The 25,807-nt window shown below is 66.3% G+C and carries 20 protein-coding genes; 19 read left to right on the forward strand and 1 reads right to left on the reverse strand.

Annotated elements, in window-relative coordinates; all coding sequences use genetic code 11:
- Window positions 1-92 precede the first annotated feature (92 nt).
- The 19 genes from AC56DV_RS12145 to AC56DV_RS12235 all read left to right on the forward strand — a co-directional run bounded on the left by AC56DV_RS12145 (window position 93) and on the right by AC56DV_RS12235 (window position 24,924).
- The gene (locus AC56DV_RS12145; RefSeq protein WP_496314534.1) at window positions 93-1,067 is read left to right on the forward strand and encodes an ABC transporter substrate-binding protein; all 975 of its coding nucleotides are present in this window, start codon (window positions 93-95) and stop codon (window positions 1,065-1,067) included.
- A complete protein-coding gene (locus AC56DV_RS12150; protein ID WP_496314535.1) occupies window positions 1,068-2,615 on the forward strand; it encodes a sugar ABC transporter ATP-binding protein in 1,548 nt (515 codons plus the stop codon).
- Between the two features lie 62 nt (window positions 2,616-2,677).
- A complete protein-coding gene (locus AC56DV_RS12155) occupies window positions 2,678-3,688 on the forward strand; it encodes an ABC transporter permease (RefSeq protein WP_496314723.1) in 1,011 nt (336 codons plus the stop codon).
- Window positions 3,685-4,665: a galactofuranose ABC transporter, permease protein YjfF gene (yjfF, locus tag AC56DV_RS12160; RefSeq protein ID WP_496314536.1), complete on the forward strand. Its 981-nt coding sequence runs from the start codon at window positions 3,685-3,687 to the stop codon at window positions 4,663-4,665. The genes AC56DV_RS12155 and yjfF overlap by 4 nt, the downstream gene beginning before the upstream one ends.
- A gap of 21 nt (window positions 4,666-4,686) precedes the next feature.
- The gene (locus AC56DV_RS12165) at window positions 4,687-5,646 is read left to right on the forward strand and encodes a glycoside hydrolase family 43 protein (RefSeq protein ID WP_496314537.1); all 960 of its coding nucleotides are present in this window, start codon (window positions 4,687-4,689) and stop codon (window positions 5,644-5,646) included.
- Window positions 5,647-5,701: 55 nt separating this feature from the next.
- Entirely contained in the window at window positions 5,702-6,646 is a 945-nt protein-coding gene (locus AC56DV_RS12170; RefSeq protein WP_496314538.1) for a LysR family transcriptional regulator, read from the forward strand.
- Window positions 6,643-7,977, forward strand: a complete 1,335-nt coding sequence (locus tag AC56DV_RS12175; RefSeq protein WP_496314539.1) for a DUF3422 family protein — start codon at window positions 6,643-6,645, stop codon at window positions 7,975-7,977. Before AC56DV_RS12170 ends, AC56DV_RS12175 begins: the two co-directional genes overlap by 4 nt.
- Before the next feature lie 33 nt (window positions 7,978-8,010).
- Window positions 8,011-9,165, forward strand: a complete 1,155-nt coding sequence (locus AC56DV_RS12180) for an esterase-like activity of phytase family protein (protein WP_496314540.1) — start codon at window positions 8,011-8,013, stop codon at window positions 9,163-9,165.
- Between the two features lie 101 nt (window positions 9,166-9,266).
- Window positions 9,267-9,881, forward strand: a complete 615-nt coding sequence (locus AC56DV_RS12185; protein WP_496314541.1) for a glutathione S-transferase family protein — start codon at window positions 9,267-9,269, stop codon at window positions 9,879-9,881.
- Window positions 9,882-9,891: 10 nt separating this feature from the next.
- Window positions 9,892-10,854 (forward strand): flavin-nucleotide-binding protein, encoded by a 963-nt coding sequence (locus tag AC56DV_RS12190; protein ID WP_496314542.1) that lies wholly within the window; start codon window positions 9,892-9,894, stop codon window positions 10,852-10,854.
- A gap of 94 nt (window positions 10,855-10,948) precedes the next feature.
- A complete protein-coding gene (locus AC56DV_RS12195; protein WP_496314543.1) occupies window positions 10,949-14,245 on the forward strand; it encodes an EAL domain-containing protein in 3,297 nt (1,098 codons plus the stop codon).
- 60 nt (window positions 14,246-14,305) lie between these two features.
- Entirely contained in the window at window positions 14,306-16,759 is a 2,454-nt protein-coding gene (locus tag AC56DV_RS12200; RefSeq protein ID WP_496314544.1) for a penicillin acylase family protein, read from the forward strand.
- Between the two features lie 641 nt (window positions 16,760-17,400).
- On the forward strand, window positions 17,401-17,742 hold the full coding sequence (locus AC56DV_RS12205; protein ID WP_496314545.1) for a copper-binding protein: 342 nt from the start codon (window positions 17,401-17,403) through the stop codon (window positions 17,740-17,742).
- A 19-nt stretch (window positions 17,743-17,761) separates the two neighbouring features.
- A complete protein-coding gene (locus tag AC56DV_RS12210) occupies window positions 17,762-18,130 on the forward strand; it encodes a copper resistance CopC family protein (RefSeq protein WP_496314546.1) in 369 nt (122 codons plus the stop codon).
- Entirely contained in the window at window positions 18,131-19,027 is an 897-nt protein-coding gene (locus tag AC56DV_RS12215; RefSeq protein WP_496314547.1) for a CopD family protein, read from the forward strand.
- A 166-nt stretch (window positions 19,028-19,193) separates the two neighbouring features.
- Window positions 19,194-19,481, forward strand: coding sequence for a hypothetical protein (locus AC56DV_RS12220; RefSeq protein ID WP_496314548.1), 288 nt, complete (start codon window positions 19,194-19,196; stop codon window positions 19,479-19,481).
- A gap of 146 nt (window positions 19,482-19,627) precedes the next feature.
- Complete coding sequence (locus tag AC56DV_RS12225; protein WP_496314549.1) at window positions 19,628-22,354, forward strand: TonB-dependent receptor domain-containing protein; 2,727 nt, start codon at window positions 19,628-19,630, stop codon at window positions 22,352-22,354.
- A 66-nt stretch (window positions 22,355-22,420) separates the two neighbouring features.
- Window positions 22,421-23,113 carry a PepSY domain-containing protein gene (locus tag AC56DV_RS12230; protein ID WP_496314550.1) on the forward strand — a complete coding sequence of 231 codons (693 nt, stop codon included), beginning with the start codon at window positions 22,421-22,423 and terminating at the stop codon, window positions 23,111-23,113.
- Complete coding sequence (locus AC56DV_RS12235) at window positions 23,110-24,924, forward strand: PepSY domain-containing protein (protein WP_496314551.1); 1,815 nt, start codon at window positions 23,110-23,112, stop codon at window positions 24,922-24,924. The genes AC56DV_RS12230 and AC56DV_RS12235 overlap by 4 nt, the downstream gene beginning before the upstream one ends.
- A gap of 39 nt (window positions 24,925-24,963) precedes the next feature.
- Here AC56DV_RS12235 and AC56DV_RS12240 read toward each other — a convergent pair whose 3' ends face one another.
- A complete protein-coding gene (locus AC56DV_RS12240; RefSeq protein ID WP_496314552.1) occupies window positions 24,964-25,773 on the reverse strand; it encodes an oxidoreductase in 810 nt (269 codons plus the stop codon).
- Window positions 25,774-25,807: the final 34 nt, after the last annotated feature.

The raw sequence follows: 25,807 nt of genomic DNA on the forward strand, positions 1-25,807 counted from the left end.
ATCAAAAAGGATATCGCTTCGACTAAAAAATGAATTGGATGGCTATAGCGCTTTCTCATACTATGAGCGCATAACTAATATTGGAGACCAGCATGAATTTCACTCGCAGGACGATCCTGGGTGCGGCGGTAGCCGCTTGCGTTACTTCCGTCGCCACCGTGGCCACCCCGGCCTTTGCGCAAAAGCCGCTGGTGATCGGTTTTTCCCAGGTTGGCGCCGAAAGCGAATGGCGCACCGCGAACACCGCTTCGATCAAGGACGCCGCCAAGAAGGCCGGCGTGACGCTGAAGTTCGCCGATGCGCAGCAGCGCCAGGAGAACCAGGTCAAGGCAATCCGCTCCTTCATCGCCCAGCGCGTGGACATCATCGCGTTCTCGCCGGTGGTGGAGTCGGGCTGGGACACGGTGCTGCGTGAAGCGAAAGCGGCCAAGATTCCGGTGATCCTGACCGACCGCTCGGTCAATGTCAGCGATCCTTCCCTGTACGTCACGCTGATCGGTTCCGATTTCGTGGAAGAGGGCCGCAAGGCCGGCCGCTGGCTGGTGGACTACGCCAAGAAGTCGCCTGCCGCCACGCTCAACATCGTGGAGCTGCAAGGCACCGTGGGCTCGGCCCCGGCCATCGACCGCAAGGCCGGCTTCGAGGAAATCATCAAGGGCAATCCGAAGCTGAAAGTGATCCGCACCCAGACCGGCGACTTCACCCGCGCCAAGGGCAAGGAAGTGATGGAAGCCTTCCTGAAGGCGCAGGGCAAGAACATCAACGTGCTGTACGCGCACAACGATGACATGGCCATCGGCGCCATCCAGGCGATCGAGGAAGCGGGCCTGAAACCGGGCAAGGACATCATCATCATTTCCATCGACGGCGTGAAGGGCGCGTTCGAGGCGATGATCGCCGGGAAGCTGAACGTGACCGTGGAATGCAGCCCGCTGCTGGGTCCACAGCTGATGGAAGCGGCGGCCGCCGTCAAGGCCGGCAAGCCGGTGCAGAAGCGCATCGTGGTGAACGAGGGCGTGTTCCCGGCTGAAGTGGCGGCCAAGGAATTCCCGAACCGGAAGTACTAAATGACTGTTGCGGACGTTGCGCCGGTCCTGGAACTGACCGGCATACACAAGGAGTTCCCGGGCGTGAAGGCGCTCAGCGATGCGGGCCTGCGCCTGTATCCGGGCGAAGTGCATACGCTGATGGGGCAGAACGGCGCGGGCAAGTCCACGCTGATCAAGGTGCTGACCGGCGTGTACACGCCTGAGCGCGGCACCATGCTGCTGAACGGGAAACCGATCCGGCCGTCTTCCACGCTGGAGGCGCAGGAGCTGGGCATCAGCACGGTGTACCAGGAAGTGAACCTGTGCCCGAACCTGTCGGTGGCGGAGAATATCTTCATCGGCCGCTATCCGCGCAAGTGGGGGCGGATCGACTGGAAGCGCATGCAGAGCGAGGCTGCGCGCATGCTGAAGCTGATGGAGATCGATATCGACGTGGCCAAGCCGCTGTCGAACTATTCGCTGGCGGTGCAGCAGATGGTGGCGATTTCGCGCGCGCTGAACGTGAACGCCAAGGTGCTGATCCTCGACGAGCCGACCTCCAGCCTGGACGAAGCCGAAGTGCAGCTGCTGTTCGCGGTGCTGCGCCGCCTGCGCGGGCAGGGCATCGCGATCCTGTTCGTGACGCACTTCATGGACCAGACCTATGCGATCTCCGACCGCATCACGGTGATGCGCAACGGCCAGCTGGAAGGCGAGTACGCCTGCAGCGAGCTGTCCCGCATTGCGCTGGTTAACAAGATGATAGGCGCGCCGGCCGATGAGGGCGCGCGCGTTGCCGAGGTGGAGCAGGCCGCCGCTGCTGGAGCTGCGCAGCACGCAGCGCAGGCGGCGGAAGTGCTGCTGGATGCGCGCGGCCTGGGCCGGCGCGGCGCGCTGCTGCCGACCGATGTCTCGATCCACAAGGGCGAGCTGCTCGGCCTGTGCGGCCTGCTGGGCTCCGGCCGCACCGAGCTGGCGCGCCTGCTGTTCGGCGCGGATAAGGCCGACAGCGGCGGCATCATGGTCGACGGCCGCCCGAACGCGGCGCCGTTCGCCAATCCGCGCGACGCCATCGGCGCCGGCATCGGCTTCTGCTCGGAGGACCGCAAGCACGAAGGCGCGATCCTGACGCTGTCGGTGCGCGAGAACCTGATCCTGGCCATGCAGGCGCAGGCGGGCATGCTGCGCGCGATTCCGCTGAAACGCCAGCAGGAGCTGGCCAACAACTACGTGAATTGGCTGGGCATCAAGACCGCCAGCATCGAAACGCCGATCGGTTCGCTTTCCGGCGGCAACCAGCAGAAAGTGCTGCTGGCGCGCTGGCTGGCCACCGAGCCGAAGCTGATGATCCTGGACGAGCCGACGCGCGGCATCGACGTGCGCGCCAAGGAAGAGATCATGGACTACGTGTCCGCCCTGTGCCGCAAGGGCATGTCCATCCTGTTCATTTCGTCCGAGCTGCCGGAAGTGCTGCGCGTGAGCGACCGCATGATCATCATGCGCGACCGCAAAGCCTGCGGCGAGTACCAGCGCGGCGAGCTGGATGACACCACGGTGCTGCACGCCATCGCCGGGGAGGCCGCATGAGCACGCCGAACGCATCGGCTGCGGCCACCGCAGCGCCCCGCAACAATTCTGAAAGCTTTGCCATGCTGTTGCAGCACCCACTCATGAAGCCGCTGGCCGCGCTGTTCGCGCTGCTGCTGGTGGACCTGATCTTCATCCCCGGCTTCTTCCACCTCGAATGGAAGGACGGCCACCTGTACGGCAGCCTGGTCGACATCGTCAACCGCGCCGCCCCGCTGATGCTGGCGGCGCTCGGCATGACCCTGGTGATCGCCACGCGCGGCATCGACATTTCGGTGGGCGCCGTGGTGGCGCTGTCCGGCACCGTGGCCTCGATGCTGATCGGCGGCACCATGGTGATGCACAACGGCGTGCCCGTGTACGAAGCCAACACCCCGATGCTGTGGGCGCTGTGCGCCGCCATGGGCGCGGCCATCCTGTGCGGCGCCTGGAACGGCCTGCTGGTTTCCACGCTCGGCCTGCAGCCCATCGTCGCCACGCTGATCCTGATGGTGGCCGGGCGCGGCCTGGCGCAGCTGCTGACGGACGGCCAGATCGTCACCGTGTACTACCAGCCGTTCTTCTTCCTCGGCAGCGGCTACCTGTTCGGCCTGCCGTTCTCGCTGTACGTGGTGGCGGCCGTGGTGCTGGCCGTGTCCCTGCTGATGCGCAAAACGGCGCTCGGCCTGTTCATCCAGGCGGTCGGCATCAACCCGGTGGCCGCGCGCCTGGCCGGCTTGAAGACCGCCGCGCTGATCTTCTTCGTCTACGTGTTCTGCTCGGCCTGCGCCGGCATGGCCGGGCTGATGATCAGTTCCAACATCAAATCGGCCGACGCCAATAACGCCGGCCTGCTGCTGGAACTGGACGCCATCCTCGCCGTCACGCTGGGCGGCACCTCGCTGGCCGGCGGCAAATTCAGCCTGGCGGGCAGCATGATCGGCGCCCTCATCATCCAGACGCTGACCTACACCATCTACTCGCTCGGCGTGCCGCCGGAAGTGAACATGGTGGTGAAATCGGTAGTGGTGTTCCTGGTCTGCCTGTCGCAGTCGCCGGAATTCAAGCAGATCTGGAAAAGGAAAGCAGCATGATGGCCCAAGTGCGCGGCTTGACGTCCGCCCCATACTTTACGTCCCTGGTGACGGTGGTCCTGCTGGTGGTGATGTTCGCCGCCGGCGGCGCCGCCTACCCGGGTTTCCTGTCGCTGCAGGTGGTGCTCAACCTGCTGATCGACAACGCCTTCTTGCTGGTGATCGCCATCGGCATGAGCTTCGTCATCCTGTCCGGCGGCATCGACCTGTCGGTCGGCTCGGTGCTGGCGCTGGCCACCATGATCTCGGCCTGGCTGCTCAACAGCGCCCACTGGCCGCCGGCGGCGGTGATCGCGCTGGTGCTGGTGCTGGGCGCGCTGTTCGGCGCCGCGCAGGGCGCGCTGATCCACTACTTCAAGCTGCAGGCCTTCATCGTCACCCTGGCCGGCATGTTCCTGGCGCGCGGCCTGTGCTACCTGATCAGCATTAACTCCATCACCATTGAAGACCCGTTCTTCGTCGCCATGTCGCAGTCGCAGATCGAACTGCTGGGCGGTTTCCTGTCGCCGGGCGCCGTCATCGCGCTGGTGCTGCTCGGCCTGGCCATCTATGCCGCGCACTTCACGTCCTTCGGCCGCGCCGTGTACGCCATCGGCGGCAACGAGCAGTCGGCGCACATGATGGGCCTGGCCGTGGGGCGCACCAAGGTGCTGATCTACGCGCTGAGCGGCTTCTGCGCCGCGCTGGCCGGCGTGCTGTTCTCGTTCTACATGCTGTCGGGCTACGGCCTGCATGCGCAGGGCACGGAGCTGGACGCCATCGCGGCGGTGGTCATCGGCGGCACGCTGCTGAGCGGCGGCTACGGCTATATCGCCGGCGCGCTGTCCGGCGTGCTGATACTGGGCGCCATCCAGACCCTGATCGCCTTCGACGGCACCCTCAGCTCGTGGTGGACCAAGATCGTCATCGGCGCCTTGCTGTTCGTGTTCTGCGTGGTACAGCGCCTGATGTCCATCGGCGCCAAGCAAAACAACTAATAACTGATAACTGGAGAAGTCATGTTCAAGAAGTCCCTGCTGGCCTGCGCCATTTCCATGGCGGCAGCTGCCTCCGCACACGCGGGCAATCCGCTGTTCAAGGATAAATTCACCGCCGACCCGGCCGCGCTGAGCGACAAAGGCCGCGTCTACCTGTACGTCGGCCGCGACGAAGCCGAGGAAGCGGGCAAGGACTACCTGATGAAGGAATGGCTGGTGTACTCCAGCTGCGACATGAAGAACTGGAAGTCGCACGGCTCGCCGCTGAACGTGCAGACCTTCGGCTGGGCCAAGAAGGACGCCTGGGCCGCCGACATCACCAAGCGCGACGGCAAGTACTACTTCTATTCCACGGTGGAGCACAAGACCATCCCGGGCAAGGCCATCGGCGTGGCGGTGTCGGACAGCCCGACCGGCCCGTTCAAGGATGCGCGCGGCAGCGCCATCATCACCAACGACATGACCAAGGAAACCGATATCGCCTGGGACGACATCGACCCCGCCGTCTTCATCGACGACGACGGCCAGGCCTATCTGTACTGGGGCAACCAGGTGCTGAAGTACGTGAAGCTGAAGAAGAACATGATCGAGGCCGACGGCCCGATCCAGACCGTGGCGGTGCCGCACTTCACGGAGGCGGCCTACCTGCACAAGCACAAGGGCACTTACTACCTCTCCTGGTCGCGCGAGTTCCCGGAGGAGACCGCGTACTCCACCGGCCCGAGCGCCACCGGCCCGTGGACCTACCACGGCGTGATCATGAAGAAGAACGCGGTGGTGAAGACCATCCACCACGCCATCATTGAGCACAACGGCAAGTCCTACATCTTCTACCACAACGACAAGCTGCCCACCGGCGGCGAGTTCCGCCGCTCGGCGGCGGTGGAGGAGCTGCACTACAACCCGGACGGCACCATCCGCTTTATCCCGCAGACCGAGGCCGGTCCGGCCGCGAATCCCAGCCCCGGCTGTCAAGGCTGATATCCATATTGCCGATATTGCGCCGTAGCGATATCGGCAATGATATGATTTATAGATGGATACCCTCAACCCGAACTGGTTTTTACGTGCCCGTCTGAAGACCCGCCAGCTGTTGCTGCTGATCGCTCTGGACGAGCACCGCAACATCCACCGCGCAGCCGAAGCGCTGCACATGACACAGCCCGCCGCGTCCAAGCAGATCAAGGACCTGGAGGAGATGCTGGACGTGCGCCTGTTCGAGCGCCTGCCGCGCGGCATGGAGCCCACCATCTACGGCGAAACCATGATACGCCACGCGCGCATGGCGCTCACCAGCCTGTCGCTGGCGCATGACGACGTGGTGGCGCTGAAGGCCGGCCTGGTGGGGCAGGTGGAGGTGGGCGTCATCATGACGCCGGCCATGTCGCTGCTGCCGAAGGCCATCGCGCGCGTCAAGGAGCAGGCGCCGCTGCTGCGCATCGGCGTCAAGCTCGAACCGAGCAACGTGCTCCTCGACATGCTCCAGCGCGGCAACCTGGACTTCATGATAGGCCGCATCCTGGAACGGGACGGCACCTCGGGCCTGATCTACGAGGAGCTGACCGAGGAACCGGCATGCGCGGTGGGCCGCCCCGGCCACCCGCTGATGGGGGTGAATAACCTGCAGCTGTCCGACATCGCCGGCCAGCCGTGGATACTGCCGCCGCCGGGCAGCATCCTGCGCCACCGCTGCGACATGATGTTCCGCCGCGCCGGCCTGGAACCGCCCTCCAACGTGGTGGACACCACCGCCATGTTGCTGGTGGCGCCGCTGCTGCAGCAGACCGATTTCCTGCACGTGATGCCGCTGGAAGTGGCGCGCTACTACGCGGACCTGAAGATCCTCAGCATCCTGCCGATCGACTTGCCATGTAAAATGGACGCATTCGGCATCATCCGCCAGCAAGACCACTTGTTATCGCCCGGCGCCGACCTGCTGCTGCGCGCCGTCCGTACCGCTGCCAAGGAAGTCCCTGCATGAGTATCGTGTATTCAAGCCTGAACCACTCGCTGCGCGTGCCGCTCGCGGCCGAGATCCACTCGCGTCCCTTCCTCAAGCTGGAAGCGCCGGAACTGATTTCCCATTTCGCCGTCTACCGCAACGCGGACAACGGCGCCGGCGCGCCGGTCGGCCACAGCCACCACGCCACGCTGGGCGCGCTGTGCAAGCACTTCGGCGTGTCCGCCCCGGCCAGCGACGCCAAATACTTCTACCACGACTTCGGCCGCTTCCGCCTGAAGTGGGAATGCCACACTGAGTTCTCCACCTACACCTTCGCCGGCCGTCCCGCCGGCGAGGTGGCCACCGAGCAGGCCTTCGAGCAGATGCCGGTGACGCACCTGCCGCAGGAATGGCTGCTCACCTTGCAGGGCCGCCTGATGGTGGCCGCGCACGTGGTGCTGGAGCGCGGCCCGGCGCCGGCGGAAACCCTGCAGCGCGTGTTCGAGGGCACCACGCTGGCGGGCAGCCAGGTGATGCAGGGCGGCGAACTGTTTACCGACTTCGCCATCCAGTCCGACGGCTTCAGCCGTTTCATCATCCGCGACGTGGGCATGCGCGCGCAGCAGGCCGGCCGCCTGGTGCAGCGGGTGCTGGAGATCGAGACCTACCGCATGATGGCGCTGCTTGGCTTGCCGCAGGCGCAGCAGGCCGCTCCGGCGCTGAACGCGATCGAAGCGGAGCTGGTGAAACTGGCAGGCGCCATGGTGCAGACCGACGCCGCGCAGGCCGACGGCGGCAGCGTGGACGGCGCCACCGAACAGGCGCTGCTGGGCGAGATCACGCGCCTGGCGGCGCGCATCGAAAAGCTGTCGCTGGAAACCAGCTACCGCTTCTCGGCCTCGAAAGCCTATTTCAGGTTGGTCAACGCGCGCATCGAGGAACTGCGCGAGGTGCGCATCGAAGGCATACCCAACGTGGGCGAATTCATGGACCGCCGCCTGGCGCCGGCCATGAACACCTGCGAAGCGCTGGCGGCGCGCCAGGAAGCGCTGGCGCGGCGCGTGGCCAACACCAATGACCTGCTGCGCACGCGGGTGGGCATCATCCAGGAACAGCAGAACCGCAAGATCCTGCAGTCGATGAACGCGCGCGCGGCCCAGCAGCTGCGCCTGCAGCAGGCGGTGGAAGGCCTGTCCGTTGCCGCCATCTCGTACTACGTGGTCGGCCTGGTGGGCTATTCCACCAAGGCGGCCAAGGTGCTCGGCCTGGTCGGCAACCCGGAAGTGGTGATCGGCGTGATGGTGCCGGTGGTGGTGGCGGGCGTGTGGCTGGCGCTGCGCAGTATGCATAAGAGGTTGCATACGGCATAATGGCGGCCTTGCCACTTTTGCCACGCTAGTTATATGATCCGTCCCCTGGCCGCCGCACTGTGCGCGGCAAGCCTGCTGTGCACCTTGCCCGCAGTCGCCGCTGCCGCCACCACAGCCGCCGCCGAACGTACCGTCGCAAGCCTGCGCTACATCGGCCAGCAGCGCATTCCGCTCAGGCAGGACTTCCAGGGCACCGCCATCGGCGGCCTGTCCGGCGCCGACTACGACCCTGCCAGCGGCAACTGGCTGCTGGCCAGCGACGACCGCAGCGCCATCAACCCGGCCCGCTTCTACACCGCGCGCCTGGACTACGACGGCGGCGCATTCCGCAGCGTGAACATCACCGCCGTGGACAATTTCAAGCAGGCCGACGGCAGCAACTACCCCAGCGTGAAAGAGTTCGACGCCCGCAAGAGCGGGGACGTGCCGGACATCGAGAGCCTGCGCATCGACCCGCTGGACGGCAGCATCTGGTACAGCAGCGAAGGGGACCGCAAGCGCGGCTTCGACCCCTTCGTGCGCCACGCGCGGCGCGACGGCGGCTACCTGGGCGAAGCGCAGCTGCCCGAAATGTTCCACACTTCGAAAGAAGCGAAGGGCCCGCGCGACAACCAGGTCTTCGAAGGCCTGAGCTTCGCGCCGGACGGCCAGTCGCTGTGGGTGTCGATGGAGGCGCCGCTGTACCAGGACGGCCCGGTGCCCACGCCCGCCGCCGGCGGCGTGTCCCGCATCACCCGCATGGACCGCGACGGCCGCATGCTGGCGCAGTACGCCTACGAGATGGACCCCATTCCCGCCGCGCCGGGACCGGGCCGGAATGCCGACAACGGCATCTCCGAAATCCTGGCCGTGAACCAGCACGGGCTGCTGGTGCTGGAGCGCGCCGCCGTGCAGGACGCGGCCGGCGCCTACAAGAGCTACATCCGCCTGTATCAGATGGACACCGCCGGCGCCAGCGACGTGCGCGGCGTGGCCGCCCTGGCCGGCGCCGCCTACCGTCCCGCCGCCAAGCGCCTGGTGCTGGACCTGAACACGCTCGGCATCGGGCTGGACAATTTCGAGGCCATGAGCTTCGGCCCCAAGCTGCCCAACGGCCACGACACCCTGCTGATCGTCTCCGACGACAACTTCGATAAAACCCAGTCCACGCTGTTCCTGCTGTTCGAAGTTCTGCCAACTATTCCATAAAATGGAATGGTGAATTAGATCTGGCGGCTGTTCTCTTTGCGGGTGAAATAATCCACACTGTCGGCGTTGCATCAATATAAACCGACTGCGAGGAAGCCATCATGAAACTGTATTCCCATCCGATCTCCGGCCACGTGCACCGCGTCCGCCTGTTCCTGTCCCTGCTGGGGCTGGAGCACGAAGCGGTGCATATCGACCTCGCCAAGGGCGAGAACAAAACGCCGGCCTTCCTGGCACTGAACAGCTTCGGCCAGCTGCCGGTGCTGGAGGACGGCGGCGTGGTGGTCAGCGATTCGAACGCTATCCTGGTCTACCTGGCCAAGCGCGAAGGCCGCACGGACTGGCTGCCGGAGGATGCGGCTGGCGCGGCGGCGGTGCAGCGCTGGCTGTCGGTGGCGGCCGGTGAAATCGCCTACGGCCCGGCTGCGGCGCGCGCGGTGGCGCTGTTCGGCCGCGCCGCCGACCCGGTCGAGGTGGTGGCGCGCGCGCACCGCATCCTTGGCCTGATCGACGCGCAGCTGGCGGAGCGCAGCTGGATTGCCACCGCCGCCGCGCCCACCATTGCCGACGTTTCGCTGTACGCCTACATCGCGCGCGCGCCGGAAGGCAGCGTGGACCTGTCGGGCTATCCGAACGTGAACGCGTGGCTGCGCCGCGTCGAAGCGCTGCCGGGCTTCGTACCCATGGTGTCCACGCCGGCCGGCCTGGCCGCGTAAGGAGGCTGCCATGGACGGCTTGACAGACACGGCGCCATCGCCCTGGCATGCGGGCGAAGTGGCCCTGCAGCGCACGGTGGGCATGGCGGAGCGCATGGACGCGCTGGGCCGCAAGGTGGTGCGCGGCTTCATGCCGGAGCAGCACCGCGAGTTCTTCGCGCAGCTGCCTTTCGTGGTGCTCGGCGCGGTGGACGCGGCGGGCGATGCGTGGGCCACGCTGCGCGCCGGCCGTCCAGGTTTTCTCCACTCGCCGGACCCGCAGCGCTTGCAGGCGGCGCTGCCGCGCGAGCCGCTGGACCCGGCTGACGCAGGCATGCAACAGGGCCACGCGGTCGGACTGCTGGGCATCGAGCTGCACACGCGCCGCCGCAACCGCATGAACGGCGTGCTGCGGCGCAGCAGCGATGCCGGCTTCGAGATCGGCGTGCAGCAGTCGTTCGGCAACTGCCCCCAATATATACAGCTGCGCGACTACGCCTTCGTCGAGCAGGCGCCGGACGCGCCGGAAGAGCTGGCGGCGCTGGACGACGCGGCGCGCGCGCTGATCGGCGGCGCCGATTCCTTCTACGTGGCCACGTACGTGGACCTGGCGGACGGCCAGCGCCAGGTGGATGTGTCGCACCGCGGCGGCAAGCCCGGCTTCGTGCGGCTGGACCCGGACGGCGGGCTGACCGTCCCCGACTTTCAAGGCAATATGTTCTTCAACACGCTGGGCAATATCGCGCTCAACCCGCGCGCCGGGCTGGTGTTCGTGGACTTCGCCAGCGGCAGCCTGCTGCAGATGAGCGGTACGGCCGGGCTGCTGGCGGGCCCGGCGGCAGCGGCCAGCCTGGCCGCGTTCGAGGGCGCCCAGCGCCTGTGGCGGTTTACGCCGCAGCGCATCATCCGGCGCGGCGCGGCCTTGCCGCTGCGCTGGCTTGCGCAGGACAACGGCGCATCGCCGGCCTCGCTGCGCACCGGCGCCTGGCCGTAGCCGGCGCGCTCTGCGGCGCGCTGTGCGGTATGTGTGCCACGCGGGCGTGGCTTCGTCTAGAATAGGGCTGACTTCCGGAATAACAGATGCCCAGATGCACACAGACCGAGTCCTCACTGAACAAGTGCCGCAGAATGGAGACGAGCGGCTGACAGGCTTCAACCGCCTGTTCGGTGCTCGCCCGCACATGGCGGTGCTGACCGACGCGCAAGGCCGTGTGCTGGCAGTGAACCGTTTTGCCGCTGCATATTCGGAGCAGATACGGCCGGGCATGCCGGTGACGGCGCTGTATGCGCCGTGGGCCGGCAGCATCGTGCGCAAGGAAGGCCTGCCGGAGGCGCGCACCTGCGGCTATTGGCGCGCCGAGATGGAACTGGCCGGCGAGGACGACGAGGCTACGCCGGTGTCGCTGCTGATCGAACACCAGCCCGCCGCCGGGAACTGCCCGGAAACCTACCTGCTGCTGCACTTCGAGCTGGGCGACTTCGACTCCTACGATTCGCGGCTGCTGTTCAAGCGTTTGTTCGAAGCCCATCCACACCCCATGTGGGCCTACGACCTGGTGACGCTGCGCTTCCTGGTGGTGAACGCGGCGGCCGTCAACAGTTACGGCTACACCGAGTCGGAATTCCTCGACATGACCATCAAGGACATCCGCCCCGAGCATGAGCTGGCGCGGCTGGAGGCCGACCTGGCCGCCACGCCCGCGCGGGGCGCGCAGCGCGCCGGCTACTGGCAGCACCGCAAAAAGGACGGCACGCTGATCACGGTGGACATTTCCTCGCACTCGATCACGCTGGCCGGCCGCGCCGCGCGGCTGGTGTTCGCGCACGACGTGACCGAGAAGCTGCGCATGGAAGAGGCGCTGCACGCGTCCCGGGAAATGCAGCAGCTGGTGATCAACCACATTCCGCACCAGATCTTCTGGAAGGACCTGGACTCGGTGTACCGCGGCTGCAACGAGACCTTCGCGCGCGCGGCCGGGGTGGGCGGGCCGGTTTTCATCGCCGGCAAGCGCGACGCGGACTTCCCGTGGGCGGTGAACGCCGCGCGCATCGTGGCGGACGACCGCACCATCATCGACACCGGCCAGCCCAACCTGAACCAGGAAGACCACATGCTGTTCGCCGACGGCAGCATGCACTGGTTCCTGATCAACAAGCTGCCGCTGCACGACGCGCAGGGCCACATCATCGGCGTGCTGGGCACCATCGAGGACATCAGCGAGCGCAAGCAGGTGGAGCAGACGCTGGCGCTGCGCGGCCGCGCGCTGGAGGCCAGCGTGAGCGCCATCGTCATCACGGGGGAGGGGCCGGAGGGCAGCGTCATCGAATACGCCAACCAGGCGTTCGGCCAGCTGACCGGCCATGCGCCGGCCGCAGTGGCGGGCCGGACGCTGGAACCGCTGCTGGACAGCGGCGACGCGAACGGGCGCGAGGTGCTGCGCGCGGCGCTCAACGCGCGCACCGACGTCACCCGGCTGCTGCAATGCCGCCACCGCGACGGCACGCTGTACTGGTGCCAGCTGCACGTGGCGCCGGTGCACGGCGACGGCGAACGAAGGCCGGGCGGCAGCGACGGCGGCGGCGTCAGCCACCATGTGTGCGTGCTGAGCGACATGACGGCGGTGATGAATTACCAGGCCCAGCTCGAGCACCAGGCCAACCACGACGCGCTGACCCAGCTGCCCAACCGCCACCTGTTCAGCGACCGCCTGGAGCAGGCGCTCAGCTACGCGCGCCGCTACAACCACGCGGTGTGGGTGGTGTTCATCGACCTGGACAACTTCAAGCTGGTCAACGACAGCCTGGGCCACCAGGCCGGCGACGAGCTGCTGCGCACCGTGGCCGGGCGGCTGCGCGCCTGCGTGCGCGGCAGCGACACCGTGGCGCGGCTGGGCGGCGACGAGTTCATGCTGCTGCTGCTGGGCGGCAGCGAGGTGGCGCTGCCGCAAGGCCTGCTGCAGAACGTGCTGGAAAGCGTGGCCGCGCCGGTGCCGCTGGGCGATACCGAGGTGGCCATCACCTGCAGCGTCGGCGTGAGTGCCTTCCCGGCCGACGGCACCGACGGCCAGGTGCTGCTCAAGCACGCCGACATCGCCATGTACCGCGCCAAGGAAACCGGGCGCAACCAGGCCCAGTTCTACGAGCCGGCCATGCAGGCGCGGGTGGCCGAGCGCGCCGCCATCGAAATGGAGCTGCGCTACGCGCTGCCGCGCCAGGAACTGCGGCTGCACTACCAGCCCAAGGTGAGCCTGGAAACGGGAGAGCTGAGCGGCATGGAGGCGCTGCTGCGCTGGCCGCATCCCAAGCTGGGCATGGTGTCGCCGGACCGCTTCATCGGCGTGGCCGAGGACACCGGGCAGATCGTCGAAATCGGCCGCTGGGTGATCCGCACCGCTTGCGCGCAGGCGCGCGCCTGGCAGCGGGACGGGCTGGCGCCGCTGCGGGTGGCGGTCAACGTGTCGGCGCGCCAGTTCCGCGACCCCGGCCTGGCCGACGACATCGTGTCCGCGCTGCACGACACCGGCCTGGCGCCGCAATTCCTGGAACTGGAGCTGACCGAGAGCATGATGATGCACAGCATAGGCGAGGTGCTGGCCACGGTCACGCGCCTGAAGGGCCTGGGCATTGCGCTGTCGATCGACGATTTCGGCACCGGCTATTCCAACCTGTCCTCGCTCAAGCTGCTGCCGCTGAGCCACCTGAAGATAGACCAGTCCTTCGTGCGCGACATGCTGGACCAGCCCAATGTGTCGGCCATCGTGCGCTCGGTGATCGCGCTGGGCCACAGCCTGGGCTTCAGCATCGTTGCCGAGGGCGTGGAAACCGAAGCGCAGCTGGCCTACCTGCGCGGCTGCGGCTGCGACGAGATCCAGGGCTACCATTTCAGCCGTCCGCTCGACACCGACGCCTTCACCACGCTGCTGCAAAGCGGGCGCCGGCTGGCGCTGGCCGGCGCGCCCGATCCGGCGCAGCGCACCTTGCTGCTGCTGGACGACGAGCCCCATGTACTGACCGCGCTCAAGCGCATGCTGCGGGTGGACGGCTACACCATCCTCACCGCGCAGACCGCGCGCGAGGCCTTCGACCTGCTGGCGCTGCACCCGGTGCAGGTCATCATCAGCGACCAGCGCATGCCGGAAATGAACGGCACCGAATTCCTGCGGCGCGTGAAGCAGCTGTATCCGGACACGGTGCGCATCATCCTGTCCGGTTACGCCGAACTGGATACGCTGATCGCCGCCATCAACACCGGCGAGATCTACCGCTTCTTCACCAAGCCGTGGGACGAGGCCGGGCTGCGCGCCAGCCTGCGCGAGGCGTTCCACTACCAGGCGCTGATGCGCGGCAGCTCGCGCGCAGCCCGTGCCCCGGGCGTTACAAATTAGTCACCCCATTCCCGTTGGACTTCTGGCAATATTCCTGTGAGATTAATGACGGGGGAAGGTATGCGAAAAGCGGGACTGGGGCAGTGGGCCAAGCGTATCGTGCTGACTCTGCTGTTGCTGCTGGCGGCGGCGGGATTGGCGCTGTGGTTCTTCCTGCGCGGCAGCCTGGCGCAGCTTGACGGCCGCCGCAGCGTGGCCGGCCTGTCCGGCACCGCCAGCGTGGTGCGCGACGGCCAAGGCGTGCCCACCATCAGCGGCACCGACCGCAAGGACGTGGCCTACGCCACCGGCTTCGCCCACGCCCAGGACCGCTACTTCCAGATGGACCTGCTGCGCCGCGTGGCGGCCGGCGAGCTGGCCGAACTGTTCGGCGCGCGCGCGCTGCCACTGGACAAGGAACACCGCCTGCACCGTTTCCGCGCGCGCGCCGAAGCCGCGCTGCTAGCCATGCCGGCCGCCGACCGCGAGCTGCTGGAGCGCTACGTGGCCGGCGTGAACGACGGCTTGAACAACCTCGGCACGCGGCCGTTCGAGTACGCGCTGATACGCGTCGGCCCGCGCGCCTGGAGCACGGCCGATTCGCTGCTGGTGTTCTGGGCCATGTATTTCGATTTGCAAGGCAACCTGGAAGCGCGCGAGCTGGCGCGCGGCTGGCTCAAGGAGCACGCCACGCCGGAGCAGCTGGCGGTGCTGCTGCCCGAAGCCACGCAGTGGGACGTGCCGCTGGATGTGCCGCTGGACACGGCCGCCGTGCCGGCGCCGGCCGCGCCGTTCCCCGACAAGGCGCCCGGCTGGTGGGGCAGGGAAGCCGCCCCCAACGCTGCCTCCGCCAGCCGCATCGCGGTGCTGGACGGCCACGACGGCGCACAACTGCAGGGCATGGTGGGCAGCAACAACTGGGCCGTGGCGGGCAGCCGCAGCCAGGGCGGCGGCGCCATCGTGGCGGACGATATGCACCTCGGCATCCAGCTGCCGCACATCTGGTACCGCGCCGTGCTGATGGTGCCGGACGGCCACGGCGCCACGCGCCGCGTGGCCGGCGTGACCCTGCCCGGCGTGCCGCTGGTGGTGGCCGGCAGCAACGGCCACGTGGCCTGGGGCTTCACCAACAGCTACGGCGACTATGCCGACCTGGTGACGCTGGACAGCGACCCCGCGCAGCCGGGCAAGCTGCGCACGCCGGCCGGCTGGGAAACCCCGGCCTCGCACCGGGAAACCATCCTCGTCAAGGACGCCGCCGCCGAACAATTCACCGTGCGCGAAACCTCGCTGGGACCGGTGCGCGAGGTGGCCGGCCGCAGCTACGCCGTGCACTGGGTGGCGCACGCCAAGGGCGCGGTCAACTTCGCCGCCGCCGGGCTGGAGATGGCCACCACGCTGGACGACGCGCTGGCCGTGGCCAACCGCTCCGGCCTGCCGGCGCAGAATTTCCTGGCCGGCGACAGCAAGGGCAATATCGGCTGGACCATCGCCGGCCCGCTGCCGCGCCGCGCGCAGCCCGGCCTGGCGTCCACCTTCCCGCTGGCGGGGGAGACGCAGGCGGCCGGCTGGAACGGCCTGCTGGCGCCGGACGCCTATCCGGCCGTGCGCAACCCGGCCGACGGCCAGCTTTCCACCGCCAACAGCCGGCAGCTGATGGGCGCCGACTACGGCAAGCTGGGCGACGGCGGCTTCGACCTCGGCGCGCGCGCGCACCAGGTGCGCGGCGCCGTGGCGGCGCTGGGCGCCAAGACCAGCGAGCAGGGCGTCTACAGCGTGGCGCTGGACGACCGCGCGCTGTTCATGGCGGGCTGGCGCGAGCGCGCGCTGGCCGCGCTGGACGATGCGGCGGTGGGCGCAGGGGGGAGCAAGGGTGCGCAGCGCGCGGCGGCGCGCGAGCTGCTGCGCAACAGCTGGAGCGGGCGCGCCAGCGTGGAGTCGGTGGGCTACCGCATTGCGCGTTCGTACATGTGGGCCCTGTACGAACTGCTGTACGGCGGCGCCGGTGAGGAAATGGGCAAACTGGGCGTCAAGACCGACATGGCCACGGCCACGTCGCGCTGGCCGGTGGTGGTGGCGCGCCTGCTGGACGAGCAGCCGGCAGGCTGGCTGCCGCCGCAGTACGCCAGCTGGAAGGACTTGCAGCTGGCCGCCATCGACCGCGCCGTGGCCGCGCTGACCAGGGACGGCAAGCCGCTGGCCTCGGCCACCTGGGGCGAACGCAACACGCAGGAGATCGCGCATCCGATCGCCTCGGCCGCGCCGGCGCTGCGGCGCTGGCTGACCGCGCCGGCCGACCAGCTGCCGGGCGACAGCCATATGCCGCGCGTGGCGGGCCGCAAGTTCGGCCAGTCCGAGCGCATGGTGGTCTCGCCGGGCAAGGAGGAGCATGGCATCTTCAACATGCCGGGCGGGCAAAGCGGCCATCCGCTGTCGCCGTTCTTCCTGGCCGGCCATGCGGACTGGGTGAACGGCAAGGCCACGCCCTTCCTGCCCGGCCCCGCGCAGCACACGCTGACGTTTGTGAGGCTCTGAACAGGGCAGCGGGGGGGCGGGTGCAAAAATAACTTGACCTTCCTCCTATGGGAAGGTTTACAGTGGCTTCCTTGCTGTTCTCTTTTGGACTGCGGTATTATTAGCTTCTATGCGACTCCTTGTTCGTTACTTGCTGTGGATTTTGATTGCGGCCATCCCGTTGCAAGGGGGAGCTGCCGCCTTCATGTCCTGCAGCGGCAATGTGCTTGGCCAAACTCCTGCCGCGACTGCGCCCGCAACGCCAGCCGATGCTGCCGGGACGGCAAGCGCGCCGGATGAACATTGCGAGAAAGCGCCGGACCACAAGGACAAGAAGTCCCATTCCAAGTGCAGCGCGTGCGCAAGCTGCTGCGTCGGCGCTGCCGCTCCTCCTTCCGTATCCATCCATCCGATTCCCCGTCCCCTGGTGAATTTCTCGCACGTCTCTCCCGAGCCGGCGATCATCGCCTTTGTTCCGGCCACGCTGGAACGGCCTCCACGCCAACACTCCTGAAGCTTGTCCAAGCTGCGGGCTAAGGCCCGTATGATGCCGCGCGCCGCGCGCGGCTGCGCCTTCCTGCGCAATGCGCAGGTGCGCAAGCTATCCGTCCATAGCAGCCATAGCGGCCATTCATTTTCTTTTTAACCTGGAAGGAATCATCATGAAACACCTGTACAAAATCATCCTGGCGGCAACCGTCGGCGCGTCCGGCATCGCAAGCGCGCAAGTCGATCATTCCCATCATGCGGCACCAGCACCAGCGGCAAGCGCCGCGCAGAACGCGCTGAGCGAAGGCGAAATCAAGAAGGTCGACAAGGAAACCGGCAAGCTCACTATCAAGCACGGCGAGCTGAAAAATATCGGCATGGGCGCGATGACCATGGCATTCAAAGTGCAAGAGCCGGCGATGCTGGACAAGGTCAAGCCCGGTGACAAAGTGCGTTTCGTGGTTGAGAAGACCGGCGGCGCGTTGACGGTAACGGCCATCGAAGTGGCGAAGTAATCAGCCAGGGAGAATCGACATGAAACCATTTCAAGCACTGATAGCGGCGGCAGCGTTCGTGGCCGCCAGCCTGGCCGCGCCCTGGGCCGCGGCCCACGCGAGCCTGAAGAGTTCGGACCCGCAGGCCGGAGCGGTACTGGCGGCTGCACCGAAGGACATCGCACTGACCTTTAACGAGAAGATCGAACCGGCCTTCAGTACGATCACGCTGTCCGATGGCGCGGGCAAAGCTATCGCCGCCGGCAAGGCCAGGGTCGATGAGGTCAATCCCGCGATCTTGCATCTTGCCGTCCCGGCGCTGGCAAGCGGCGAATATACCGTGGCCTGGGCTGTTGCCGGACACGACGGCCATCGCCGCAATGGCAGCTTCAAGTTCTCGGTGAAATAGATGGATAGCGTCGCGCTGCTGCAGCTTGGGTCGGCCCTGCTGCTTAATTCCGCCTTCGCCTGGCTGCTCGGCTCGTGGTTCGCGCGGCGCTGGCTGCGTTCGTCCGCGCTCACGCCCGACGGCTACGGCGGGGCAATACGGCGTGCCGATGTAGCCGCGGCAGGCCTCGGCGCCGGCGGCTGCGCGGCTGCCCTGTGGGCCGCCACGGCGGTCATGGCCGGCGTCTCCTTGGGCGAGGCGGGCTCCATGTTCTGGATGATGCTCTCGACGACAGGCTATGGCCGCGCGGGCAGCATCGCCATCGTCGCCATGCTGGGTTTGTGCGCCATCCGCGTGGCCGGCGGACCGGGACGCATAAGCGAACCGGCTGCGCTGGCGGCACTGCTGGCTTTTACCGTGGCCCGCGCGTCGATGGGGCACGCTGGCGAGAACGGCCTGTGGACCGCGACCCTGCTGGCGGAGGCGGTCCACCTGTTTGCAGTCGGCGTGTGGAGCGGCGCAGTATTCGTTTCCGGCTGGCTTGTTCTGACAGGAACCCGCAGTGGCGGACCAGGATCGCGCACCGACATGTATTTGGAGCGCATGTCGCAAGCGGCGCTATGCGCGGTGGTGGCGATTTTCGCCACCGGCATATTCAGCGCGTGGCACCGCGTCGGCAACGCCGGCCATCTGCTGCATACCGCCTACGGATGGACCCTGCAAATAAAAGTGCTGCTGGTGCTGCTGGCCGTCGGCCTGGGCGGTTACAACAAGCTGGTCGGGCTGCCGGCTGCGGCGCGTTCGGCGCGCGGCGTCGGCCTGGTTCGGCGCGTGCTGCAGCTTGAATCGCTGGTGTTGCTTGGTGTTTTGCTGGCGGCAGCACTGCTGACGTCGCAGCAACCGCCAACGGCGGCTTGATCATCATGAAAAGTATTGGCGATAACCAAAATAACCATGCTAGACTAATTTGATGATCCGAATATTTCATGCATGTTTGCTGTGGTTGGTCATGATTGCCGTCCCCGTGCAAGGGTTGGCGTCGGCCTTGCAGCAGACATGCGGAATAGGGCAGGAGCAGCGCCCCGTGGTTAAACGGATCGTGAAGGGACCGTCGGCCCACAAGGTGCGTTTGACGCACAAGCGCGGCGAGCTGGCCAAGCTGAAGCAGAGCGCCAAACACACCGGACAGCATGAAAATTCCACTTGCAGCGCCTGCTTCGACTGTTGTGTCGGCGGTTCGGCTCCGCCATTGGCTGCGCTCGCGCGCGTGCCGCATAAGCCTGCAACGCTGCATCTTCCTTCCAGTATCTCGGCTGTCACCGGTTTCATACCTGACGGGCCGGAACGCCCCCCTCGTCCTTTCATCGGCTGATCGATAGCGCGCCTTGCCTCGGCTGTTTGCGTGGCACAGCTCGCGTTGCTGCGTGCGGAAACTTGCGCATGCGCTACTTACATGTTGACTCGATCAATTGATCGGAGCGCGTCATGCTCCGGTCCCGTAGACCAAAGGATGTCCCGATGTTTTTGAAACGTAAGCCAATGGTATTGGCAATCAGTACTCTGCTGTCTTCCGGATTCTCCGTTCATGCCACAGCCCAGCAAGCCGGCGCCGCACAAGCGCTGGAGAAGGGCAAGGAGACGACCACTGTTGTCGTGACGGGTAGCCACATCAGTTCCAATCGCTCCATGATCACCGGGATCGGCGCCGTGACCGTGATCGACAAGGACGCCATAGAGCGATCGGGCGCCACGTCCGTCGACACGCTGCTGCAGCGCATGCCTTCCTCGGCGGGCTTCGCCGGCAATCAGACTAACGCGTACTGGGGTGAAAACGGGTACGGCACGACGCAGGTCAACCTGCGCGGCCTGGGCGCGAACCGCACCCTGGTGCTGATTAACGGACGGCGCGTCGTGAGCGGCGGCACTGGAGCGAACAGTTCGGTCGACCTGAATATGATCCCGGTGGCGATGATACAGCGCATGGAAGTGCTAAAAGACGGCGCCTCCGCCATCTATGGCGCGGATGCCGTGGCTGGCGTGGTGAACCTGATCACCAGGAAGGATTTCACCGGACTGGAACTGCAGGGCCGCTACGGCAAGACCACCCGCAGCGATGACAAGGAGAAGGCCGCCAGCATCGCATGGGGTGTGGGCAGCGAGCGCGGCAACCTGATGACTGCGCTGGACTACTCCGAAACGGGAACCGTCAACATGGCCAGCCGTGCGCCGTGCGGCCTGGGCGAAGCGGACGGCAAGCTGGTGTGCGTGGGCAGTTCTTCCACCATAGGAGGACGCGCAGTGCTGGCCGACGGCACGCGCGTCAACTTCAATCAGACACCCGGCGGCAACGGCAATGCTTATGAGCGCTATTCCGCCGATAAGCACAACTACAATAGCAACCCGTACCTGAATGCGGTAAATCCGAACAAGCGCTTGAGTTTCAGCACGTTCGGCAACCTGGCCATTTCCGGGGACGAACGCCTGTTTGCCGAGGTGATGTACACCAACCGCCAGTCTGAACAGATCGCGACCCCAGGCACGCTGGGCGTGTACCGTCCCGTCAACATCGCTGCCGGTCATCCGACCAACCCGACCGGCCAGGACCTGCAACTGCAGCGCCGCCGCCTGCAGGAAGGCGGTGTCAGGATGTTCGAACAGGAGGTCAACACGGCACGCATCGTCTTGGGGATCGACGGGCGCATCGGCCAGGCATGGGACTGGAGCATTGCCGCCAACTACGGGCGCAACACGGGTGTCAGCAGCACCAGCAATGTCGCCAACCTGGACCGGGTGGCGCAGACGCTGGACCGGAGCCGGTGCGGTACGGCGCCGGACGCGGCGGTCCCGTGCGCGGATTATCTCGGCTATGGCGATGTCACGCCGCAAGTGCTTTCTTACATCATGTCCACCAACCGCGACCATGGCGGCAACGAGCAGAAGAGCGTGACGGCAAATCTGCGCGGCGAACTGATGAAGCTCCCGGCCGGGGCGCTGGGATTCGCCGCCGGTGTCGAAGTGCGCAAGGACCGGGGCTGGCTCGATCCGGACCAGTTGACCGTGCTGGGCATCAGCAACACCAACCAGCAAAGCCCGATCGCCGGACAATACGACGCCAGGGAAGTATTCGCGGAAGCGGACCTGCCCCTGCTTGCCGATCATTGGCTGGCCAAGTCGCTGTCGCTCAATACGGCGCTGCGGTATTCGAAATACGAGATGTTCGGCTCCAACACCAGCTACAAGGTGGGCGCCGACTGGCAGGTCATGCCCTCGTTCAAACTGCGCAGCAACTATTCAACCGCCTTCCGGATTCCGAATATTCCGGAACTGTACGGCGGCACCGCCGAGGGCAACCTGACCACAACGGACCCATGCAGCGGCTGGAGCGCCTTGCCGGCGTCGTCGGTCATTGCGCAGAACTGCCGTGCCTCCGGCGTTCCCGCCGGCTACCGGCAGCTGGGCAACACCGTGCTCACTACCACCGGCGGCAACACGCGATTGCAGCCGGAGAAAGCCCGCACGCTCACGGCCGGCATCGTCTGGACGCCGGCATTTGCGCGCGACCTGGTGTTGACGCTGGATTACTACCGCTATCGGATCACGAACGCGATCGCCCGGGTGGACGGCTCGACCAAACTGCGGGCCTGCTATGAATCCGCCGGCCTGAGCCATCCCTTCTGCGGACCTGCCAACTTCACGCGCAACCGCCTGACCGGCGAGGTGGACTTCCTGTCGGCGCAGCCGTCCAATGCCGCCAGCGAAAACCTGTCCGGCCTGGATGCGGGCGTGCTTTACACCTTCCGGGTGGGAGGGCTGCGTGCGTCGTTCAACGGTGAAGTCGCCTATCTGAAAGACTACCAGGTCACGCCGTTCCAGGGCGGCGAGGCGATTTCCTACGCCGGGAAGATCACGGGAGGCCGCGGCAGCTACACGAAATGGCGTTCCTTCGATACCCTGACGCTGCAGGATGGCGCATGGTCGGGCTCCTACAGCGTGCAGTTCATCGGCAAGGCGCGGGACATCAACGCTTCCGCCGGGGACATCGGCGATCATGCGCCGGCGCTGAGCTACCACAATGCCCAGGCCAGGTTTGCCTTCTCCAGGAACCTTAGCCTGGCCTTTGGCATCGACAACCTGTGGAACAAGAAGGCGCCGTTCATCCAGAGCTGGACCGACGCCAACACCGACACCATGACGTACGATTTGCTGGGCCGGCGCTGGCACGCGAAGCTGATCTACCGCCTGTAACAGACTGGGAGGACTGCGGCACCCGAGTGGCGCGGTCCGCCTTTCTCACGTAATGAGGAAATACATATGAAATCTGCTTTTTGGTCGCGCCGGTTGCACAAATGGCTAGGCCTTCTGATCGGATTGCAAGCCCTGTTGTGGATGCTGAGCGGCTTGTACATGACGGCGATATCGATTGACCTGATACACGGGGACCATTTGGCGCACCGGGACGAGACGCCCATGTCGCCAGCCGCCATCGTGGCGCTGCCGGCACAGTTGGGCGGCCATTTCAGCGGGGTCACCGGCTTCAAGCTCAAGCGCATGCTGGGACGCGAAGTGTATGAAGTCAAGCACGCCGGCGGCATCGGCTTGTTGGACGCCGGCACCTTGCAGCGGCGCGATCCGGTAGACCAGGCAACCGCGCGCGCTCTCGCGCTCGACCAATACCAGGGCGAGGGCGAACTGGCCAGGATCGAGCTGTTGACCACGTTGCCCGGAGAGGTGGCCAAGCGCAAAGCACCGCTGTGGCGGGCCGATTTTGACGACGCGTCCGGCACAACGTTGTACCTCAGTCCCCAGAGCGGCGAAGTAGTGGCCAAGCGGCACGACCTCTGGCGCGTGTATGACTTTCTTTGGATGCTGCATATCATGGATTACGACACAAGGGATGACATCAACAATCTGCTGCTGCGGATAGCGGCGGCCGTCGGCACGCTGTTCGCGCTGAGTGGGATCTGGCTGTTGTGGTACAGCTTCCGCAGGAGGGCTGCCGCATGATCCCCTTCTTGCGCAAGTTGCACAAATGGATAGGCTTGATTGTCGGCCTCCAGTTTGTACTGTGGCTCGGCAGCGGGCTGATCATGAGCCTGTTCGACCATCATGCGGTGACGGGGCAAGCGCACCGTGCGCCGGCGCCGCCGGCGCAGACCTGGCCCCTGGCAGGCGTGCTGGCACCGTCCGCCGTGCTGGCGAACGCTCAGCGGCCGGCCGACCTGCTTGAAACAGCCTGGCTGGGCGCGAAACCGGTCTACAAGCTCAGTTCCGAAGGCACGGCCTGGCTGGTCGATGCGCGGACCGGACAGCCTGTGCACGTAACCAGCGCGGATATTCTGGCCGCTGCGCGCGCGGACTACGCCGGGGTGGGCGCAGCTCGACAGCCGGTGCTGCTGCCCGAACCAGGCCTGGAAGCGCGGCGCCATAGCGGGCCGGTCTGGCGCGTGGACTTCCAGGATGCGGACGGCACCTCGCTCTACCTGTCGGGTGCGGATGCCAAAGTGCTCGAGCGCAGGAACGACACCTGGCGCCTGTTCGACATCGCATGGATGCTGCACATCATGGACTACAGCGGCCGCCAGGATTTCAACAACACGCTGGTCGTGATCGCCGCGAGCGCCGGTTTGTGGATGGCGATATCCGGCATCTGGCTGCTGTGCGTCACAGTGCGCCTGCGGGAATTTATTCCGCGGCGCTGGCTGCCGGTGCGCACGGTGACCGTACTGGACGAGACCGGCAAGCAGCTCGCGGCCGTGCGCTCCTTCGAAGGCGACACGGTGTACTCGGCGCTGAACCGGGCCGGCATGCAATTGCCGTCCAATTGCGGTGGCGGCCAGAGCTGCGGTCTGTGCGAGGTGAAGGCATCCCATAATCCGCCCCCGCCAAGCAGCGCTGACCGCGAGCACATCGCGCCGGCGCGGCTAAGGCAGGGGCATCGCCTGGCCTGCGGCCTCATGGTCCAATCCGACAGCCGCATCGCCGTTGCGAACGGCAAGGCCATCATGGCGAAGTGCCGGGCAACGGTCGAGAGCGTAACTGCGGTAACGCCGTACCTGCGCGAGATCGTCCTCGTGCCCGAATCCCGGCCGGGGGCCGAATTCCGCCCCGGCTCCTATGTGCAGCTGCATATCCCACGCTACTCGTTCCACCGGGACCGCCTGAACCTGCCGGAGCATCACCGGATGGACTGGGCCAAGCTATCGCTGCCATCCGTGCTTCGTTCGAAGGAGGCGGTGCGGCGCTCCTACTCACTGGCGCTGCCGGTGACGAAGGCCGATGGCCGGCTGCACCTGCTGGTGCGATTTTCGCCGGGCCGCGCAGATGGCGGGCAGGCCCCCGGCAAAGGCTCCTCGTACGTGTACAGCCTGATGACCGGCGACCAGGTCATGTTCAACGGTCCATTCGGCGACTTCGCCTTGAGGCATGGCAGGGCCGAGAAAGTATTCATTGGCGGCGGCGCCGGCATGGCTCCGCTGCGCGCCATGATTCACTCGCTCCTGGACGGCGGCGCGACAGAGCCGATCCACTTCTGGTATGGCGCCCGCAATGGCCGCGAGGTGCCGTACCAGGCGGAGATGGAGGCGTTGGCGCTGCGTCACCCCAACTTTAGCTGGCATCCCGTGTTGTCCGATCCCGGCATTGCAGGGCATGGAATGGTGCACGAGAGCGTCCATCATGAGCTGTTGCGCAGCCATCCCCAGGTGCGTGACTGCGAATTTTACGTGTGCGGCCCGCCACAGATGCTGGCTGCAACGCGGCAAATGCTGAGCGCGCTCGGCGCCAGGAAGGTCGCCTTTGACGACTTCAAGATATAGGCGCCTGCCGCAAAGCGATTTCCCGTTCCCGAGATGGATTCAGCCGCTCAGCCCGCATGCTTTCCTCAGGCTGGCGTCGACCGGGCCGGCAGGCATGAAGCGGCGCAATTTGCGCAACAGCGATGCCTGTCCCGGCGGCGTGCGGCGCATGCGCCATGCGCCCAGTGCCGCTTCGACGATGGTGGCGGCCACTGCGGACGGTTCGGGTGCGCCATTGACACTGCCGGCCACGGCGCGCGTGACCAGCTCGCGTTCATGGCCATAGGCCGCGATGCTTGACTTGACCTGCGGCGAGTTGGCCTCCAGCCTGGTCCTGGTATAGGAGGGGGCGACCAGCGTGACGCGGATGCCGAACTGGCGGACCTCGTGGTCCAGCGTCTCGGACAGTCCTTCCACGGCATGCTTGGAGGCGGAATACAGCCCCATGTACGGCGCGGGCAGAAAGCCGAGCACGGAGCTGACATTGACGATCCTTCCCTGGCCGTGCGCGCGCATGTGCGGGAGCACGGCCTGGGTCGTGCGCAGGATGCTGAACACGTTGGTGTCGAACAGCGATGCGGCCTCGCTGGGCGCGGTTTCCTCCACCGCGCCGATCAGGTTCACCCCCGCATTGTTGACCAGGACGTCGATGCGGCCGGCCTGGCCGGCGACAAGCTGAATTCCGCGCTGGACCGACGCGTCGTCGCGCACGTCCATCTCGATGAACTCGACGCCGGACAGGGGCTGGGCGCCGGCGATGCTGCGCACGGTGCCAAACACCCTGCATCCGCGCTTGGCGAACTGTTCGGCGGCGGCGCGCCCGATCCCCGACGATACGCCGGTCACAACGACAACAATAGATTTCGACATGACAAATCCTTTGATATGAACGATGGATAACGGC

The organism is Massilia sp. BGA-UO-ETr-WB1, assembly GCF_059567845.1.

Excerpts from the sequence above, each read along its gene's own strand:
- AC56DV_RS12155 (WP_496314723.1), top strand. The coding sequence starts at position 2,678 with ATGCTGTTGCAGCACCCACTCATGAAGCCGCTGGCCGCGCTGTTCGCG.
- AC56DV_RS12190 (WP_496314542.1), top strand. The coding sequence starts at position 9,892 with ATGGACGGCTTGACAGACACGGCGCCATCGCCCTGGCATGCGGGCGAA.
- AC56DV_RS12195 (WP_496314543.1), top strand. The coding sequence starts at position 10,949 with ATGCACACAGACCGAGTCCTCACTGAACAAGTGCCGCAGAATGGAGAC.
- yjfF (WP_496314536.1), top strand. The coding sequence starts at position 3,685 with ATGATGGCCCAAGTGCGCGGCTTGACGTCCGCCCCATACTTTACGTCC.
- AC56DV_RS12235 (WP_496314551.1), top strand. The coding sequence starts at position 23,110 with ATGATCCCCTTCTTGCGCAAGTTGCACAAATGGATAGGCTTGATTGTC.
- AC56DV_RS12145 (WP_496314534.1), top strand. The coding sequence starts at position 93 with ATGAATTTCACTCGCAGGACGATCCTGGGTGCGGCGGTAGCCGCTTGC.
- AC56DV_RS12150 (WP_496314535.1), top strand. The coding sequence starts at position 1,068 with ATGACTGTTGCGGACGTTGCGCCGGTCCTGGAACTGACCGGCATACAC.
- AC56DV_RS12185 (WP_496314541.1), top strand. The coding sequence starts at position 9,267 with ATGAAACTGTATTCCCATCCGATCTCCGGCCACGTGCACCGCGTCCGC.
- AC56DV_RS12175 (WP_496314539.1), top strand. The coding sequence starts at position 6,643 with ATGAGTATCGTGTATTCAAGCCTGAACCACTCGCTGCGCGTGCCGCTC.
- AC56DV_RS12205 (WP_496314545.1), top strand. The coding sequence starts at position 17,401 with ATGAAACACCTGTACAAAATCATCCTGGCGGCAACCGTCGGCGCGTCC.
- AC56DV_RS12210 (WP_496314546.1), top strand. The coding sequence starts at position 17,762 with ATGAAACCATTTCAAGCACTGATAGCGGCGGCAGCGTTCGTGGCCGCC.
- AC56DV_RS12225 (WP_496314549.1), top strand. The coding sequence starts at position 19,628 with ATGTTTTTGAAACGTAAGCCAATGGTATTGGCAATCAGTACTCTGCTG.
- AC56DV_RS12170 (WP_496314538.1), top strand. The coding sequence starts at position 5,702 with ATGGATACCCTCAACCCGAACTGGTTTTTACGTGCCCGTCTGAAGACC.
- AC56DV_RS12165 (WP_496314537.1), top strand. The coding sequence starts at position 4,687 with ATGTTCAAGAAGTCCCTGCTGGCCTGCGCCATTTCCATGGCGGCAGCT.
- AC56DV_RS12180 (WP_496314540.1), top strand. The coding sequence starts at position 8,011 with ATGATCCGTCCCCTGGCCGCCGCACTGTGCGCGGCAAGCCTGCTGTGC.
- AC56DV_RS12230 (WP_496314550.1), top strand. The coding sequence starts at position 22,421 with ATGAAATCTGCTTTTTGGTCGCGCCGGTTGCACAAATGGCTAGGCCTT.
- AC56DV_RS12240 (WP_496314552.1), bottom strand. The coding sequence starts at position 25,773 with ATGTCGAAATCTATTGTTGTCGTTGTGACCGGCGTATCGTCGGGGATC.
- AC56DV_RS12215 (WP_496314547.1), top strand. The coding sequence starts at position 18,131 with ATGGATAGCGTCGCGCTGCTGCAGCTTGGGTCGGCCCTGCTGCTTAAT.
- AC56DV_RS12200 (WP_496314544.1), top strand. The coding sequence starts at position 14,306 with ATGCGAAAAGCGGGACTGGGGCAGTGGGCCAAGCGTATCGTGCTGACT.